At 59.0% G+C, this 16,553-nt stretch carries 13 protein-coding genes; 11 read left to right on the top strand and 2 right to left on the bottom strand.

Annotation, left to right across the window (positions count from 1 at the left end; all coding sequences use genetic code 11):
* Positions 1–6 precede the first annotated feature (6 nt).
* The 9 genes from AC2FNY_RS02045 to AC2FNY_RS02085 all read left to right on the top strand — a co-directional run bounded on the left by AC2FNY_RS02045 (position 7) and on the right by AC2FNY_RS02085 (position 9,441).
* On the top strand, positions 7–915 hold the full coding sequence (locus tag AC2FNY_RS02045; RefSeq protein WP_496801477.1) for an N-acetylmuramic acid 6-phosphate etherase: 909 nt from the start codon (positions 7–9) through the stop codon (positions 913–915).
* Complete coding sequence (locus AC2FNY_RS02050; protein WP_496801478.1) at positions 912–2,162, top strand: ABC transporter substrate-binding protein; 1,251 nt, start codon at positions 912–914, stop codon at positions 2,160–2,162. The genes AC2FNY_RS02045 and AC2FNY_RS02050 overlap by 4 nt, the downstream gene beginning before the upstream one ends.
* Before the next feature lie 56 nt (positions 2,163–2,218).
* The gene (locus AC2FNY_RS02055) at positions 2,219–3,133 is read left to right on the top strand and encodes a carbohydrate ABC transporter permease (RefSeq protein WP_496801479.1); all 915 of its coding nucleotides are present in this window, start codon (positions 2,219–2,221) and stop codon (positions 3,131–3,133) included.
* Positions 3,134–3,145: 12 nt separating this feature from the next.
* On the top strand, positions 3,146–3,985 hold the full coding sequence (locus AC2FNY_RS02060) for a carbohydrate ABC transporter permease (RefSeq protein WP_234136642.1): 840 nt from the start codon (positions 3,146–3,148) through the stop codon (positions 3,983–3,985).
* Entirely contained in the window at positions 3,982–5,010 is a 1,029-nt protein-coding gene (locus tag AC2FNY_RS02065; protein WP_496801480.1) for a Gfo/Idh/MocA family protein, read from the top strand. Before AC2FNY_RS02060 ends, AC2FNY_RS02065 begins: the two co-directional genes overlap by 4 nt.
* Before the next feature lies 1 nt (position 5,011).
* A complete protein-coding gene (locus AC2FNY_RS02070) occupies positions 5,012–6,013 on the top strand; it encodes an ABC transporter ATP-binding protein (RefSeq protein WP_496801481.1) in 1,002 nt (333 codons plus the stop codon).
* Positions 6,014–6,289: 276 nt separating this feature from the next.
* The gene (locus AC2FNY_RS02075; RefSeq protein ID WP_234166638.1) at positions 6,290–7,324 is read left to right on the top strand and encodes a catalase; all 1,035 of its coding nucleotides are present in this window, start codon (positions 6,290–6,292) and stop codon (positions 7,322–7,324) included.
* A 3-nt stretch (positions 7,325–7,327) separates the two neighbouring features.
* Complete coding sequence (locus AC2FNY_RS02080; RefSeq protein ID WP_234166639.1) at positions 7,328–8,044, top strand: hypothetical protein; 717 nt, start codon at positions 7,328–7,330, stop codon at positions 8,042–8,044.
* Positions 8,044–9,441 carry a Dyp-type peroxidase gene (locus tag AC2FNY_RS02085; protein WP_496801482.1) on the top strand — a complete coding sequence of 466 codons (1,398 nt, stop codon included), beginning with the start codon at positions 8,044–8,046 and terminating at the stop codon, positions 9,439–9,441. The genes AC2FNY_RS02080 and AC2FNY_RS02085 overlap by 1 nt, the downstream gene beginning before the upstream one ends.
* Here the strand turns inward: AC2FNY_RS02085 and AC2FNY_RS02090 are convergent.
* Together AC2FNY_RS02090 and AC2FNY_RS02095 are read right to left on the bottom strand one after the other, a co-directional pair.
* A complete protein-coding gene (locus AC2FNY_RS02090) occupies positions 9,438–12,626 on the bottom strand; it encodes an ATP-binding protein (RefSeq protein ID WP_234162523.1) in 3,189 nt (1,062 codons plus the stop codon). The two genes, AC2FNY_RS02085 and AC2FNY_RS02090, sit on opposite strands and share 4 nt — an antisense overlap.
* Before the next feature lie 105 nt (positions 12,627–12,731).
* Positions 12,732–13,694, bottom strand: a complete 963-nt coding sequence (locus AC2FNY_RS02095) for an SMP-30/gluconolactonase/LRE family protein (protein WP_234136635.1) — start codon at positions 13,692–13,694, stop codon at positions 12,732–12,734.
* 783 nt (positions 13,695–14,477) lie between these two features.
* Between AC2FNY_RS02095 and AC2FNY_RS02100 the strand changes: the two genes are divergently transcribed.
* Complete coding sequence (locus AC2FNY_RS02100; RefSeq protein WP_496801483.1) at positions 14,478–15,782, top strand: tyrosine-type recombinase/integrase; 1,305 nt, start codon at positions 14,478–14,480, stop codon at positions 15,780–15,782.
* On the top strand, positions 15,779–16,492 hold the full coding sequence (locus AC2FNY_RS02105) for a hypothetical protein (protein WP_496801484.1): 714 nt from the start codon (positions 15,779–15,781) through the stop codon (positions 16,490–16,492). Before AC2FNY_RS02100 ends, AC2FNY_RS02105 begins: the two co-directional genes overlap by 4 nt.
* The last annotated feature ends 61 nt before the right edge of the window (positions 16,493–16,553 follow it).

The following is a 16,553-nucleotide window of genomic DNA, read 5'->3' on the forward strand; positions in this document are numbered from 1 at the left end:
AATCATATGCTGCCGCAGACCGAGACATTGCGAGACGAGGCACGGGGATTGGACACCCGCCCCGGCCCCGAGATTCTCGCCCTGCTACTTCACGGCCAGCAGAGCGCGCTCGGCGTCATCCAAACCTGTCTGCCGCAGATCGACGCGGCAGCAGCACTCGTTGCGCAGGCCCTGCAAACCGGCGGCGACATCCACTATGCAGCAGCCGGTTCGTCGGCGCTGATGGGGCTGGCAGACGGCGTTGAGTTGCCCGGCACATTCGGCATCGCGCCCGAGCGCATCCATATCCACATGGCCGGTGGCGTCCCCGTGACGGCCGCCATGCCCGGCCATACCGAGGACGATGTGCAAGCAGCCGAAAAGGCCGCGCGCGGGGTCAAAAACGGCGACGTTGTGATCGCGCTTTCCGCAAGTGGAACAACACCTTATCCAATCGCGTTCACCCGTATCGCAGCCGCATCCGGCGCGCGGATCGTGGCGATAGCCAACAATGCCGGCACGCCCCTTCTGGCGCAGGCCGATTGCGCCATCCATCTGCCCACCCCGCCCGAAGTGATCGCCGGATCGACCCGGCTGGGCGCGGCAACGGCGCAAAAGGCGGTTCTGAACATGATCTCGACGCTGATGGCGATGCGGTTGGGCCATGTGCACGACGGCATGATGGTCAACCTGATCGCCGACAATGACAAATTGCGCCAGCGCGCATTGGGCATCGTTGAACGGATCGTTCCCGGCGCCGCGCCCCGGCAGGCGCTCGACCTGGCCGGCGGTCACGTCAAGGAAGCGGTATTGATCGCCGCCGGTGCCGCTACACGAGAACAGGCAAGCGCATTGCTGAACCGGACCGGAGGTCATTTGCGCCCGGCATTGGCGGAACTCGAAAAAAGCACAAACCAAGGGAGAGAAAATACATGAAAACCAGAGTATTGAGCGCCATTCTTTTGGCATCGACCGCGCTTGGCGGTGCGGCCTGGGCGGAAACGACCCTGACCATCGAAAGCTGGCGCAACGACGACTTGACCCTGTGGCAGGACAAGATCATTCCCGCCTTCGAGGCCAAGCATCCCGACATCAAGGTCAAGTTCACCCCTTCGGCCCCGGCGGAATACAATGCCGTGCTGAACGCCAAGCTCGATGCGGGTTCGGCCGGTGACCTGATCACCTGCCGCCCCTTCGACACCTCGCTGGGCCTTTACCAGAACGGCCACCTGGCCGACCTGAGCGACCTCGGCGGCATGGCCAATTTCTCGGATGTGGCGAAATCCGCCTGGCAGACCGATGATGGCGCCGCCACCTTCTGCGTGCCGATGGCTTCGGTCATCCATGGCTTTATCTACAACAAGGACGCCTTTGCCGAGTTGGGGCTGACCGTGCCCGAGACCGAGGCCGAGTTCTTTGACGTGCTGGAGAAGATCAAGGCGGACGGCAGCTATATCCCGATGGCGATGGGGACCAACGACCAGTGGGAAGCTGCCACCATGGGCTATAACAATATCGGCCCGAACTACTGGAAGGGCGAGGAAGGCCGCCTGGCGCTGATCAACGGCGAACAGAAGCTGACCGACGAGGCCTGGGTCGCGCCCTATCGCGCGCTGGCCAAATGGGGCGGCTATCTGGGCGACGGGTACGAGGCGCAGACCTATCCCGACAGCCAGAACCTGTTCACCCTGGGCCGCGCCGCGATCTATCCCGCCGGCAGTTGGGAGATCACCGGCTTCAACGCACAGGCCGATTTCGAGATGGGCGCCTTCAAGCCGCCGGTACAGAATGCGGGCGACAAATGCTATATCTCGGACCATACCGATATCGCGATCGGCATGAATGCCGCCTCGCCCAATCCCGAGGCCGCGCGAACCTTCCTTGACTGGGTCGGCTCCGAAGAGTTTGCCAATATCTATGCCAACGCCCTGCCCGGCTTCTTCTCGCTGTCGAGTTTCGATGTGCCGATGCAGGACCCGCTGGCGCAGGAATTCGTCAGCTGGCGTGGCGAATGCGGCTCGACCATTCGCTCGACCTATCAGATCCTGTCGCGCGGCACGCCGAACCTGGAAAACGAGACCTGGAACGCCTCGGTGCAGGTGATCAAGGGCGCCGAAAGCCCCGAGGATGCCGGCAAGCGGCTGCAGGACGGTCTGGCCAGCTGGTACGACCCGCAGAAGTAACCTGAAATCGGCCGGTTCCGCCTGACGGGGCCGGCCCCGACCGGATGAGGCATACCATGGGCGCGAGCCGGATCAAATGGCATGTCGTGGTCTTTCTTGCACCTGCTGTGCTGGTCTATACCGCGATCATGATCTTCCCCCTTTTCAATACCTTGCGGCTCGCTCTTTACAGCGAGGCGGATCAGGTGCGGGTGTTTGTCGGGCTCGACAACTTCCGCCGCCTGTTTGGCGATCCGAACTGGTCGGGGGCGTTCTGGAACGCGCTGGGCAACAATTTCTGGTTCTTCTTCATCCATATGCTGGTGCAGAACCCGATCGGCATCGCGCTGGCCGCGATCCTCAGCCATCCGCGCCTGCGCTTTGCCGCCTTTTACCGCTCGGCCATCTTCATTCCGACCATCCTCAGCTTTGTCATCGTGGGGTTTGCCTGGAAACTGATCCTCAGCCCGATCTGGGGCATCGCCCCCGACATGCTGGACGCCATCGGCCTGAAATCGCTGTTCGCGCCCTGGCTGGGCAAGGAGGAATACGCGCTGACCACGCTGGCGCTGATCTCGGTCTGGCAGTTCGTGGGCATCCCGATGATGCTGATCTATGCCGCGCTGTTGTCGATCCCCGAAGAGATACTGGAGGCCGCCGAAGTCGAGGGGCTGACCGGCATGGCCGCCTTCTGGAAGATCAAGCTGCCGCTGATCCTGCCCTCGATCGGCATCATCTCGATCCTGACATTTGTGGGTAATTTCAACGCCTTCGACCTGATCTATGCAGCACAGGGCGCGCTGGCGGGGCCGAATTTCGCCACCGATATCCTGGGCACCTTCATGTATCGCACCTTCTTCGGCTTTCAGCTGCAACTGGGCGATCCGCATATGGGCTCGGCGATTGCCACCGCGATGTTCGCAATCATCCTGCTGGGGGTCTGTGTCTATCTCTTTGCGATCCAGACCCGGATCCGCCGCTATCAGTTCTGAGGGGAGCAAGAGATGAACAAGGCCCGCCGCAACCCCGCCAATACCCTTGCCATGCATGGAGCGCTGATCCTCTATACCTGCATCGCGCTGTTCCCGGTCTTTGTGATCCTGATCAACAGCTTCAAGACCCGCAAGGCGATCTTTCGCGAGCCGCTGGCCCTGCCCGATGCCGACAGTTTCTCGATGATCGGCTATCAGACGGTGATGAAACAGGGGGATTTCTTTCTCTATTTCCAGAACTCGATGATCGTGACGGTGGCCTCGCTGTTCTTTGTCCTCATGTTCGGGGCCATGGCGGCCTTTGCGCTCAGCGAATACCGGTTCCGGGGCAATACGCTGATGGGCCTCTATCTGGCGCTGGGGATCATGATCCCGATCCGCATCGGTACCGTCGCCATTCTGGAGCTGATGGTGGCCAGCGGGCTGGTCAACACGCTCTGGGCGCTGATCCTGGTCTATACCGCGCAGGGGCTGCCGCTGGCGGTGTTCATCCTCAGCGAGTTCATGCGCCAGGTCAGCGACGACCTGAAGAACGCGGGCCGGATCGACGGGCTGAGCGAATACACCATCTTCTTTCGCCTCGTGCTGCCGCTGGTGCGCCCCGCCATGGCAACGGTGGCGGTGTTCAACATGATCCCGATCTGGAACGATCTGTGGTTCCCGCTGATCCTGGCCCCGGCCGAGGAAACCAAAACCCTGACACTGGGCAGCCAGGTCTTCATCGGCCAGTTCGTCACCGACTGGAACGCGGTCCTGTCGGCGCTCAGCATGGCGATCCTGCCGGTCATGGTCCTTTATGTCATCTTCTCGCGGCAGTTGATCCGCGGCATCACAAGTGGAGCCGTCAAATGACCCGTGTCCTGATCGCCGGTCTCGGCAATATGGGCCTCAGCCATGCGCTGGCCCATCACCACCACCCTCAGGCGCAGATCGTGGGCCTCGTGAACCGCTCGGGCGTGACCGACCACCCTGATTTGCAGGCCTATTCGGTGTTTACCGATTTCCATGCGGCGCTGGAGCAGACACGGCCCGATCTGGTGGTGATCGCCACCTATTCCGACAGCCATGCCGATTTCGCCTGCGCGGCGATGGCGGCGGGCGCGCATGTCTTTGTCGAAAAGCCGCTGGCCACCACCGTGGCCGATGCCCGCCGCGTGGTGGACTGCGCGACCAGGTCCGGGCGCAAGCTGGTGGTGGGCTATATCCTGCGTCACCATCCCAGCTGGCAGCGGCTGATCGCCGAGGCGCGCGCGCTGGGCGGGCCTTATGTGTTTCGCCTGAACCTGAACCAGCAATCGGACGGCCTCACATGGGAGACCCACAAGGCGCTGATGCAGACCACCAGCCCGATCGTCGATTGCGGCGTGCATTATGTCGATGTGATGTGCCAGATCACCGATGCGCCCCCTGTGCGGGTCAACGGCATCGGTCTGCGGCTCAGCGACGAGATCGCGCCCGACATGTACAATTACGGCCAGTTCCAGGTGGTGTTCGCCGATGGCTCGGTCGGCTGGTACGAGGCAGGCTGGGGCCCGATGATGTCGGAAACTGCCTTTTTCGTAAAGGATATCATCAGCCCCAATGGCGCGGTGTCGATCACCGACGGCAACAAGGGCGCCTCGGACGATGTCGATGGCCATACCCGCGTGGGCGGACTGCTGGTGCACCGCCCGGGCAACGACACCCTGATCGAGCTGGCGGGCGAACCCGGCCACCAGCAGCTCTGCGATACCGAACAGGCCTATATGCTGCGCGCCATCGCCGAGGATATCGACCTGACGCGACATATGAGCGATGCGGTGCAATCGCTGCGCATCTGCCTGGCCGCCGATCACAGCATCCGCACCGGCGCCCCCGTGGATTTGAGAGAGGACTGACATGACCGCCCTGACCCTGAGCAATGTGTGCAAATCCTTCGGCCCGGTCGATGTCCTCAAGAATATCGACCTGACCGTCGAGGACAGCGAATTCGTCGTCTTTGTCGGCCCCTCGGGCTGCGGCAAGTCCACCCTGCTGCGGGTCATCGCAGGGCTGGAAGAGGCGACCTCGGGCAGCATCGATATCGGTGGCCAGGTGGTCAACACCGTGCCCCCGGCCAAGCGCGGCATCGCCATGGTGTTCCAGTCCTATGCGCTCTACCCGCATCTAACCGTGCACGGCAACATGGCGCTGGGTCTGAAACAGGCGGGCCATCCCAGGGACGAGATCGAGCGCAGGATTGCCGAGGCGGCGCGGATGCTGTCGCTCGAGGCCTATCTGGCGCGGCGCCCGTCCGAACTGTCGGGCGGCCAGCGGCAGCGCGTCGCCATCGGCCGCGCCATCGTGCGCAAGCCCAAGCTGTTCCTGTTCGACGAACCGCTGTCGAACCTAGACGCCGCCCTGCGCATGAATACCCGGATCGAGATCGCCAACCTGCACCGGCAACTGACCGCCTCGATGATCTATGTCACCCATGACCAGACCGAGGCGATGACGCTGGCCGACAAGATCGTGGTGCTGCGCGACGGCCGGGTCGAACAGGTGGGCAGCCCGCTTGAGCTTTACAACAACCCCGCCAACCGCTTTGTCGCCGAGTTCATCGGGTCGCCGGCCATGAATTTCGTGGCCGCCGACCGGGTGGGCGGGCCGGTGGGCGCCACGCTGGGCATCAGACCCGAACATGCCCGCATCGGCGACACCGGCCCGCTGTCGGGCCAGGTGATGCATGTCGAGAAGCTGGGTGGTGACACCAACGTGATGATCGACCTGGGCCGGGACAGCCGGTTCACCGTGCGTGTCTTTGGTCAATACGAGATCGACCCCGGCGCCGAGGTCAGGATCGACTATGACACGGCGCGGACACTGCTGTTCAGCACCGAAGGGGCACGTATCGCCAGTTGAACCTTGGGAGCCGCGGCAGGCCCCGATCATGAGTGCCGCGCTAGAAGCACATCGCGTAGCGTGCGAGCCCCACGCGGGTGGCCCGGCAGGTCGAGATAGCAAACGATCTGCTGCCTTCCCCATGCGCCTGAAACGGGTTTCGAGACCAGATGAAAGTGCGCATTCGGGTTCATCTCCAGCCCCGAGAAAAAGAGTCTCGAACTTCGGCTTTTTCGTATAGGTTAGTGAACACACCACAGATTTTGTTTATTCCTTTCCCTCAAGCGGAGGAAACCGATGGCTGACCCGAAGCTTGTCAAAGACATTGTCGAGGCGCTTGATATTCGTGGCGGCAGTACCAAAAGACGGCCTGTCCACACAGTCGGCATTGGCGCAACCGGGCATTTCATCCCGTCGCCGGTCGCCCGCGATTTCTGTATCGCAGAGCATTTCCATCCCCCTTCCCAACCAGAGGGCATTCCTGTCGATGTCCGGTTTTCAAACGGGATGGGTGTTGTGGCCGAGCATGACGGTTGGTCGGACGTGCGAGGAATGGCAGTCCGATTTCATCTCACCGACGGCAAATCCACCGACCTGGTTGCCATGACACTTCCAGTGTTTTTCGCACCGACGCCCAAGAAGTTCCTCGATTTCGCTCTTGCTGCGCGGCCCGTTCGCTGTCGGCGCGAAACGCCTTGGCAAAAGATCAAGGACTACCTGCGATTGGAATTACCGATGCCGGATCCCTATCCGGGTCAGACAGAACGGCCGAACGAGAAAGCGATTGCCTTTGCGAATGAACATGTCTGGGCACAGCCTGCGGTCATCGATGCCTCTTCGATCGGTGCCCCGACAAGCTACGTACGCGCCATGTATCATGCGGTGCACACCTTCGTGGTGACCGGTAAGGAAGAAGAGACGCGCTGGGTTCGGTTTTCGTGGTCGCCAATTGCTGGTGTCTTGAACACCGACCCGCTGAAACCGCCAGAGGACGATTACCTGAAACAAGACCTGATAGACCGCCTGGCGGGTGATCGGACCGAGCGGTTTTCCCTCGTCATGCACATCGGCGAAGAAGGTGACGATTTTAACGACTCCACCCAGCAGTGGCCGCCGCACCGTAAGCGGGTCATGATGGGGACACTGACCCTGAACCATGTGCCAGAGGATCAGGAGGCGCATTCCGAGAAGCTAAGTTTCAATCCCTGGCATCTTACTCCAGGGATAGAACCATCGGGTGATCCAATCCTGAGAATCCGCAAGGATGTATACGAGTATTCCAGCAATCGGCGGGGCGGTATTCCTTGCCCCTTCAGTGGCGTGAAAGGGTAAGGTATGAACGACGACGGCGGATGGCTGAACCGGTATGTCAACAGCTTGCCGGAACGTGGCTGGTTCAAGTTCCTTTCGAAATATGTGGTTGTTCCTTACTGGGTCTGGCGAGAGGGCAGACCTAAACTTCCGGGCGGACCACGCCCCTCGCCACAGCCCAGTGACAGCACTCAGCGAATGATGAACCTGCTGATGCCGCTCAGGGACACGTCGCCGATCGGTCGGGCAAAGGCAGTCATGGCATTGGCCCAGAACGTTGACGAGATTTTTGCCGGTCTCGACAACGTGGGCACTGTGCATTCTGCCCGGTTCCTTCTGGTCGAGGACTATATCTGCATGATCTCGGTCTATGACGGGGATTTCAGCAACTATATCCGCGACTTCATTGCGACGATCGGCAGCGTTTTCGACGCCCTGATGAAAGAGGTCGAGGGCGGCGACAAGCTTTATCCTTGCGAGAAGAATGTCGAAGCTTTCATTGATTGGGTGCGCGCGCACGACCTGTTTCAAGCACCTGATTATCCGTTTGACCTGTTCGCCCTCCAGGACGTGCAGGCTGGCCGCAAACCAAACGACCCACCACATGCGCTGCAATCGCTTCCTCGCTCGCTGATCCTCCAACTGCATTCGAACCGCAATATCTCGCTTGGTGGCGGTTATCGCGGGTATCCCGGCTATTCGGCGGCACAGATCAGAAACAAACTCGGGGTGGGATGGTGATGTCCAACATTAATCCTGAAGACGATTTTGACGCCGAAAAGGTCCAGGGCAATATCCTGAGGGGCTACAAACACAACAACGTCCGCCACCTCATTCTGGAAGTCACCAACAAGGATGCAGCGAGGCGGTTCCTGGCCGCTTCGGCCGATGGCACAGACAAGACTGTCCCGCGCATAACTCGTTCGGCCAATTGGGCGCCCCCCGCCCCCGAGGTCTGTTTCAATATCGGGATCACGTTCGAAGGTTTGCGGGCCCTGGGTCTGCCAGCAAGCCAGCTTGCCACCTTTCCCACTGAATATGCCGAGGGAATGGCAAAGCGCGCAGTCAAGCTGGGTGATTTCGGCGACAGCGCGCCCGAGAACTGGCCGAGCCCGTTCGACCAGCCCGACCGTATCCATATCGTGGCGTCGATCTATTCCAACGATGTTGAGAATTTCGAGCCGGTCGAAAAGCAGGTGGCGAAGGCCTTCACCATTCTTGGCGTTCGCGATGGTCGCAACCTGCCCGATGGCAAGGTGTTCTTTGGCTATCGAGACAGCATTTCCCAACCGCGCTTCAGACATATCTTCGACCCCGACATGGTCAACGTAGACGAACCCAAGGACCCGCTGGGCATCGCGCTATTGGGCTATCCCACACATTTCGAGGGTGTCGAATTCGCAATCCCAGAGCCCAAGGAGGTGTTTCACGACTGTTCCTTCAACGCGTTCCGGGTCTTGCAGCAGAAAACCGATGCCTTCGAGACTTACCTGAGCGAAGCCGCGACTAAGCTGGAGAAACACCCCAAGCAGTTCGAGCTTTTGTCCGAGGGGGCCGAGGCGAATATCTGCGGCGGCATGAGCCGGCACGATGCCCTGCGCGAGGTGGTTGCCGCGCAGATGTGCGGGCGCTGGCGCAATGGTACACCCTATGAATTGTCGCCAGACTCAGATGAGAAGGGAGATCTGTCCCTGACGAATTACGACTATACGCTCGCGTCGCGATGCCCCGCCGGGGCTCACATGCGACGGGCCAACCCTCGCGGCGGCCCCATCGTGCAACGTGTGTCGAACTACTCCCGCCGCATTGTCCGACGCGGAATGTCCTATGGTCCCGACCCGGAAACAGGCGAGCACGGCCTGCTTGGCAATTTCATTGGCGCCAACTATGGGGCTCAGTTCGAGGCGGTGATGTGCGACTGGATTAACTTTGGCCTGCAAGACCCCAGAATTACTGGAAGCAATGACCCTCTGTTAGGCGCAAATGTGCCTGAAACCAGCGTCTTTGATCTGACCTTGCGCAACGGCGGCCATATCAGGCTAAGCGGGTTTCCCAGATTCGTGATCGCGCGGGGCGGCGCCTATACCCTGTTACCCAGCCTGCCCGCTATCCGCTATCTGGCCCAGCTTTCGGATTAGGCTGCAAGTTCAGCCAGCGCCTCTTCGATCCTGGTAAGCATTGGAGAGGCGCCGGTCGGCGCGATCAGACGATGGGCCGTTTCAAGATGATCAAGCGCCTGCTGGTTGCGCTTCTTGGTCTTGCAAAGCAAGCCCAGTATCATTTCACCTCTAGCAAAATAGTGACCGTCCCGATCAAACTGTGGGTTCTGCCGCGCTTTGTCTATCAGCGCCTTGATCTGTTTTTCCCCGGTAAGCATCACGCCTGCCAAGCAGCGGAAATTTCTCAACAATACACCCAGCGATGCCCCCCCCTCGCCGGACAAGATCTGAAGGTAAACCTCGCTCAGGAAAAGCCTGTTCCAATCCGCGCCGATCTGCATCCCTTCCGCTTCGCGTCGGTCGATAGTGTTCTGAATCTGTTGCAAGCCTTCGGCGACCTTCCCCTGCATCGCCAACCCCACACCCAGCATGGTCTGCGGCACGCCGCTAAACAGTGTACAGCCATCAGTCGCGCTCTTGTCGACAAATTCCTGCACCGCCTCGAGGGCGCCGGGGCGCTCCAACGCAACCAGAGCGGCCACGCGTGACGACTCGGCGATCGCAGTCTCGAATTCAGCTCTCGACAAACTCAGCGCCTCTTCGGACAGTTTCAGCGCCGTCTCGTGATCATCGGTCACAACCGCCACCAATGCCTTCATCGCGGTGCCATAACCCAACGCACGTGGGTCATTGTTTCGTTTGCCGAACTCGATCATCCGTTCGGCTGTTTCACGGGCGCCGACGACCCGCCCGCGGGTCAACTCGTTCCACCCGACGGTGGCCAGAAAGAAATTCTGTAGATAGGCATCGTCGAACTTTGCCAGAGCCGCCTCGATTGCCCTTTTCTTGCTCTCGAATTCGGCATTGGGAATAGGCGCGCAATAGATAGCGACGGAAAGCTCGTTCACCATGGCATAAGCGCGCGATTTAGGATCGCCAAGACGCGCGGCCATTTCAGTCAATTCCCGCTGGACCCTCAATGCCTCGTGAAACTGACTATTGCAGACCAGGCAGGAAACATAGTGGTGCAGGAACAGAACATGATCGCCAGTGTCACCGATCCTGTCCAGCACTGGCCCGATGCGTTGGGCCAGGTTGATCGTGGTCATGATATCAAGAGAGATATTCGAACAGAGCGCGAAATTGCCCAGAAACTCGGCAAAAGCGGCATCGCTGGCACAATCCGGATCCTGTTCATACAGCTGCAAGGCCGTCGCAAAGTAGCGATTGGCCTGATCGTGCGAGTATGTTCCAAGACACTTGGCCCCGGCAAGCGCCGTGTACCGAAAGGCCAGGTCTGTCCGTTCTGTTCGCGAATAGTGATGGGCCAGCGTTTCAGCAGTTTCCGGCAACCGATTGGCATTACGCTTTTCCAACGCCTCGGCTATGATCAGGTGCAATTCAACCCGGCGATCCGTCAGCAGGCTTTGATACACGGTGTCACGGAGAAGCACGTGCTTGAACATGTAGTCCGACGAATTCTCTCTGCGATGCACCAGATCAAGGGCCTGTAGTCGTTCAAGCGCCGCGCCGGTCTGATCGGCATCCTGTACGACCATGGACAGCAGGCCGGGGTCGAATTGCCGCCCGATCGTGGCGGCCGCTTGCAATAGCGCGCGATCTTCGGGGCGAAGCTGTTCGATCCGCGCCGAAAGAAGGGTTTGCATGCTGGACGGCAATGCGCTCATCCCCGCCTCGGGATCATACTCAGCCCGCCCATCAACGATTTTCAACGCACCCTGTTCGATGAGGTAGATCAGGATTTCTTCGCCAAAGAGAGGATTGCCTCCCGAACGTTCGACGACCTCTCGAATGAGGTCGTCAGGCAACGTTTCAACCTGCAAACGGCTTTGCAGCAGGTCGCGGATATCATCCCGAGAAAGCGGCTTTAGCGCCACGGTCTGCACGACCTCATTCGTGTGCCAGTCCGGCAGGTATTCCGGCCGCCGGGTGGTCAGGATCATCAGGTTTACGAACTCCTTGTCGGCAATAAGCTTGCGCAGCAAGTCCTCGGACGCGCTGTCGATCCAATGGATATCCTCGACCAACAAGATCACGGGTCCCAGATTACATTGCGCCTTGAGCAACGCCGGCAACAGATCGCGCGTACGCAACCCCACGAGAACACCGTCCAGACCGTCAAGCGCCCCCTCTGGCGGCGAGAGCCCGAGAAGGTTCATCAACAGACCAAGATTCTCTTCCGAATAAAGCTGCCTGCGCTCAAGACCTGCCTGCAATTTTTCGCCAATTTCCTCAGGTTCGTCTTCCTCCTGTATACGGAACGAATTGCGCACAAGCTCAATGAACGGTAGGAACGGCACCTGCTGACCGTCCGAGGTACAGTGGCCAGTGAAAATTCTTGCTGGCTTCGATTTATCGCTGCGTAGGAACTCGAAGATCAGGCGCGTCTTGCCCAATCCGGGTTCGGCAACAAAATCGACCACTCGCAGCCCCGTCGCACTCGCTTCGAACGCTTCGGCCACGGTGGCAAGCTCGATCTGGCGACCGATGTACCGGGTTAAACCCCGCCCCACCGACGCATCAAACCGGGTGGCCCCGTCGCGAATTGATCGCAGGCGCCAGAGTTTTTGTTGCTTTGTAACGCCCTTGACGGTGAATTCGCCTTCAAAGCTCAGATCGACACGCCATTCGACCAGCCGCCGGGTGTTGTCGCAGATCAGACAACCGCCCTCTGGCGCCAGGGACTGGATACGCGAGGCCAGATTCACGGTGTTTCCGACCGCAGTCAGTTCGCCTTTTTCACCTTCCACCGCCGCAACAACAACGTTTCCCGAGCATACGCCGACGCGCATGATCGGGCGCACGCCAAAGCGAGCCTCGATCGTGTCGCCTGCCGTTGCAAACGCCTGTTGAAGCGCCATGGCTGCCCGGCAGGCCTTCAGACCGGCCTCTTCAAGTGCAACGGGCACACCAAAAATAGCCATGATGCTGTCACCGGCAAAACCTCTTACCGCGCCGCCGTGCTCCTGAACGACGGAGGTGAGCATCTCATAGAGCATCCGCGCAAAGTGAACGGCCTTGTCTTCGCCCAGCTTTTCGATTGTCGCGGTGTATCCGACCATGTCGGTAAACAGTACCGAGACCAACCGACGCTCGGCCAGGTGTTTCGGCGCGTTCGCGAGGGGTGCGGCAGCATCAACCATGTTAACTTAGGTTAACATGGTTGATGGTGACTCGGCTACTCTGCATGCTGGCCCAATTCCGGTCAAACCCCACCAAGAACCCGAAGCCCCGGCGGCTTACGGCACTCAAGCCGTAAATGCCAGTTTCAGCCCTGGGCGTGGCCATCTCGTCTTGTAAATCGTTCCTGTGCTCGACGCCGTAATCCAGACATCACGCATGTCGGCGCCGCCGAAGCAGAGGTTGGTCGTGAACAAGTCATTTACCGGGAGGTGCTCGGTCTTGCCATCGGGGGTGAAGATCGTGATCCCGCCATTGAATATCGTACCGACGCAAACGCGCCCGTCGGCTTCGACCTTGAGACTGTCGAGCCATTGGTAGCCCGGCAATGTCTGTACGACATTCCCCGGCATTCCAGGCAAAGGCCCGGGAGCCAGCTCTCCGGGGCCCACAATGTCCATGACCCAAAGCCGGCCGAAAACCGTATCAGAAACATAGAGTTTGTCCCCCTTGGGCGAGATGCCGATCCCATTCGCCGTGGGTACGGCTGCAACGCGTTTCAGCGTCTTGCCGTCGATGGTCCCAAAGTAAACGGCTCCGGACTCGCTGGTCATGCCATCCTGTTTGCCGGTGTCGGTGAACCAAAAGTCACCATTCGCGTCAAAAACGATATCATCCGGGGCAATCAGGCATTTGCCCTTATACTTGCAATAGAGGGTCCTGACTTCACCGGTCTCCAGATCGACTCGCTGTATGGACCCGCCCTGATATTCCGGGCGCTTGGGACTGGGAATTGTGATCTCGCGCTTTGGATCGGGTGTCTTACCAGAACCGGGCGGCGCCAAGGGATCAAATCTCTCAAAAGAATACACCCCGCCGTTGTTACAGATATAAGCCGCCCCGTCAGGACCGATCGCCGTCCCGTTTGGCCCACCAGGAAGCTCCGCGACATCCACTAGCGAATTGTCCGCCTTCAACCGCCTGAGCAACTGGGCCTCGATATCGACAAAAAGGACTGAACCGTCATCCATCGCCACGGGGCCTTCTGGAAACTTTAACCCCGAAACGACGGCGTCTAATTCCAATGACATCTCAATTCTCCATATATTAAGTAATCCTGTCAGGTAATCAGACCCAAGTCGTATTGCTTGGGCTATTAAGTCTCTCCCGTTGTTCCGAATGGCCCACATCGAAGCCCTCTGTAAGGTTCCGGCGAAACATGGGCGGTGTATCGGGGTCTTCGAGACCCAAGCTAACGCCGAATTCCACACACGAGCAAGCACCGAACCCGGTTCGACGAAACCGGACCATCCTGTCAACTCCGCCAACGAATGTGCTGGCAAACAAGTTCGAACCAGTCTCAGCTAAGACAGTGACACCGTCTTTCAGGCCGCGCACGTGGTCTGCCCCCTGAGAAGTGGTCCTTCCTGAAGTAGGCTTTTCAGCCAGATGGAGGATCAAGCTGTCTGACGTCAGCTCTCGCCGGACAGATTTAGGGTTTTGATCAACAGAGGATTTCTGGTTCATCGAAGCCATTATGGAGCGAAGATGAACAAAGCATCCTGAAATTCGAAGGACGCCGCTGACAAACTGGTCAGAGGCATCATGCGTAAGAGGCGCAAAGGCCAGCGCAAAGTTACCTAGGAATAACTTTCAAAAACAAAGGCAAATTCCAGTAGTGGCCGGATCGGGAGAACACTTTCGCGGGGGCAAGTGGCGGACAGTGAGGCCGCCATGGCTCGCTCCGACCCCATCCGAGGGCTTCTATAATTTTCAACCAAAATAAGTGACTTAGATACTTACACTGTCCGGTAACTTCCCCCATATTCCTATCCAATCCACGTTAATGTGGGGGATATTATGGGGGACACATCGTGGCAACTAACGGCATACGAAAGCCCGAGAAGGCATTGACCGCTCGTTTCGTGGAGACTGTCTCCGAACCCGGAAAATATTTCGACGGTCACGGGCTATTCCTGCGCGTTCGAACCAATGGCGGCAAGCAGTGGGTGCAACGCATCAACATTCACGGCAAGCGAACCGAAATTGGTTTGGGCAGTCCCCCGGCGGTGCCGTTGGCGACAGCACGACAACTGGCGCTGGAAAACAGGGGCAAGGCGATGTTGGGTGGCGACCCATTGCAAGAGAAACGCGAAGCCCGTGCTTCGCTGACCTTCGCCGTTGCCGTAGACAAATACCTTTCAAGCAAGCTGGACGAATTCCGAAATAAAAAGCACCGCAAGCAATGGCGTTCGACGCTGGATGCCTATGCCGCGCCCGTGCTCGGAGCTAAGCAGGTTGCGTATATCACTGTTCAAGACGTGTTGCGGGTGCTGGAACCAATCTGGCAGACCAAGACTGAAACCGCTACGCGCCTTCGGGGCCGGATCGAAAACGTCCTGTCCTGGGCGACCGTGGCAGGGTACCGAACCGGCGAGAACCCGGCACGGTGGAAAGGCAACCTTTCGGAAATGCTGCCTAAGCCGAACAAGGTGGCGAAGGCCGAGAACCAACCGGCGCTGTCATTGGGCGACGTTTCCCGCTGGTGGGCTGAACTTGCCAAACGCGACGGTATGGCCGCGCGTGCACTCCAATTTCTTACCCTGACCGCCGCACGCTCGGGCGAAGTGCGGGGCATGATGTGGGACGAAATCGACTTCGGACCGCAGGACAAAACCGACGCCCCCCCCGTTGCGACTTTTGCGACTTCCGCGACATGGACGGTTCCGTCCTCACGCATGAAGAACGGGCGCGAGCATCGCGTGCCGCTGACAGGCGAGACGGTGGCGCTGCTAAAAGACCTGCCTCGCATGGATGGCTCGCCCTATGTGTTCTTCGCTCCGCGTGGCGGAATGCTGTCCGACATGAGCATTTCCGCCGTCATGCGGCGAATGCAGGAGGCGCGGGAAAAAGCCGGTGAACTCGGTTATCTGGACCTGCGTAGCAAGCGCCCTGCCGTACCGCACGGGCTGCGTTCAACTTTCCGGCAATGGGCGGCGGAACGCGGTTATCCCCGCGACATGGCCGAGATCGCTCTGGCGCATTTCATCGGCTCCGAAGTCGAGCGGGCTTATCAACGCTCTGACATGCTGGAACGACGGCGGAACATGATGGAAGATTGGGGCGCGTTCCTTCGTGGCGAGAAGGCGCAAGGCGAGAACGTGGTGAGGATGGCGTGAAGCCTATTTTTGAAGCGAAGCAAAAATTACAAAATGCGATAGAAAAGCATTTCCCATCTGTCGAAACCCAAAAGGCTAGGCAGTGGGCGAACGAAATTTACGAATCAGCAGATACTGCTGCTGCTTTGCAATGGATTGAGCGCAGTGACACTCGCCCAGACAAAGATAGACTTGCGATGCAGAAAGCCGCGCAGCACCTGCGAAAAGCGTCGAAGGCACTTGAAAGTGTCGGTTGGTATGGGATGGGCGAACTAGAGGAAATGGGGGTTAGAGCATACAAAACCCAGCACGAATACGCCCGTCAACATACGCCCGCTTTGCCCCTCAATGAGGCGGTTGGCGCATTGACAGGGCTTCTCTCTAGTATGGCCGAGGAAATCGAGGTTGCCTCAAAAAACATTGATCCCCATTCGCCTTCGGTAATGTCTGCATTTGAGCCAGAAGGGCCGCATGAGCCATCAACGGGCAAACCGCCAGGAAGGCCATTGGAAACCACAGCCCTCTATACGGCACGGGAAGTCTACAATGCTTTTGCGGATTTGTCCGGCAATAGACCAACTGTTTCGACAAATCCCCATGGCACAGGAAACCCCGCTTATGGGCCATTTTTAGATTTTTTGTCGAAGGTCTTTTCATGCCTCGATCTTGCGACCAGCCCGGAAACTTGGGCACGACATGTATGTAAGGAGAATACCCCTCAAAAGGACTGATTAAGCTCCTTTATTCTTGGCGTGGTCCTTTGGGTTTTCCTTTCCGACATGAAGCACGGCA

The sequence above is a fragment of the Ruegeria sp. BHSC223 genome, from assembly GCF_059613025.1.

What these genes read in the sequence shown, in the direction of transcription:
- AC2FNY_RS02050 (WP_496801478.1), top strand. Translation starts at nt 912, where the DNA reads ATGAAAACCAGAGTATTGAGCGCCATTCTTTTGGCATCGACCGCGCTT.
- AC2FNY_RS02090 (WP_234162523.1), bottom strand. Translation starts at nt 12,626, where the DNA reads ATGGTTGATGCTGCCGCACCCCTCGCGAACGCGCCGAAACACCTGGCC.
- AC2FNY_RS02065 (WP_496801480.1), top strand. Translation starts at nt 3,982, where the DNA reads ATGACCCGTGTCCTGATCGCCGGTCTCGGCAATATGGGCCTCAGCCAT.
- AC2FNY_RS02095 (WP_234136635.1), bottom strand. Translation starts at nt 13,694, where the DNA reads ATGTCATTGGAATTAGACGCCGTCGTTTCGGGGTTAAAGTTTCCAGAA.
- AC2FNY_RS02070 (WP_496801481.1), top strand. Translation starts at nt 5,012, where the DNA reads ATGACCGCCCTGACCCTGAGCAATGTGTGCAAATCCTTCGGCCCGGTC.
- AC2FNY_RS02045 (WP_496801477.1), top strand. Translation starts at nt 7, where the DNA reads ATGCTGCCGCAGACCGAGACATTGCGAGACGAGGCACGGGGATTGGAC.
- AC2FNY_RS02080 (WP_234166639.1), top strand. Translation starts at nt 7,328, where the DNA reads ATGAACGACGACGGCGGATGGCTGAACCGGTATGTCAACAGCTTGCCG.
- AC2FNY_RS02085 (WP_496801482.1), top strand. Translation starts at nt 8,044, where the DNA reads ATGTCCAACATTAATCCTGAAGACGATTTTGACGCCGAAAAGGTCCAG.
- AC2FNY_RS02055 (WP_496801479.1), top strand. Translation starts at nt 2,219, where the DNA reads ATGGGCGCGAGCCGGATCAAATGGCATGTCGTGGTCTTTCTTGCACCT.
- AC2FNY_RS02060 (WP_234136642.1), top strand. Translation starts at nt 3,146, where the DNA reads ATGAACAAGGCCCGCCGCAACCCCGCCAATACCCTTGCCATGCATGGA.
- AC2FNY_RS02075 (WP_234166638.1), top strand. Translation starts at nt 6,290, where the DNA reads ATGGCTGACCCGAAGCTTGTCAAAGACATTGTCGAGGCGCTTGATATT.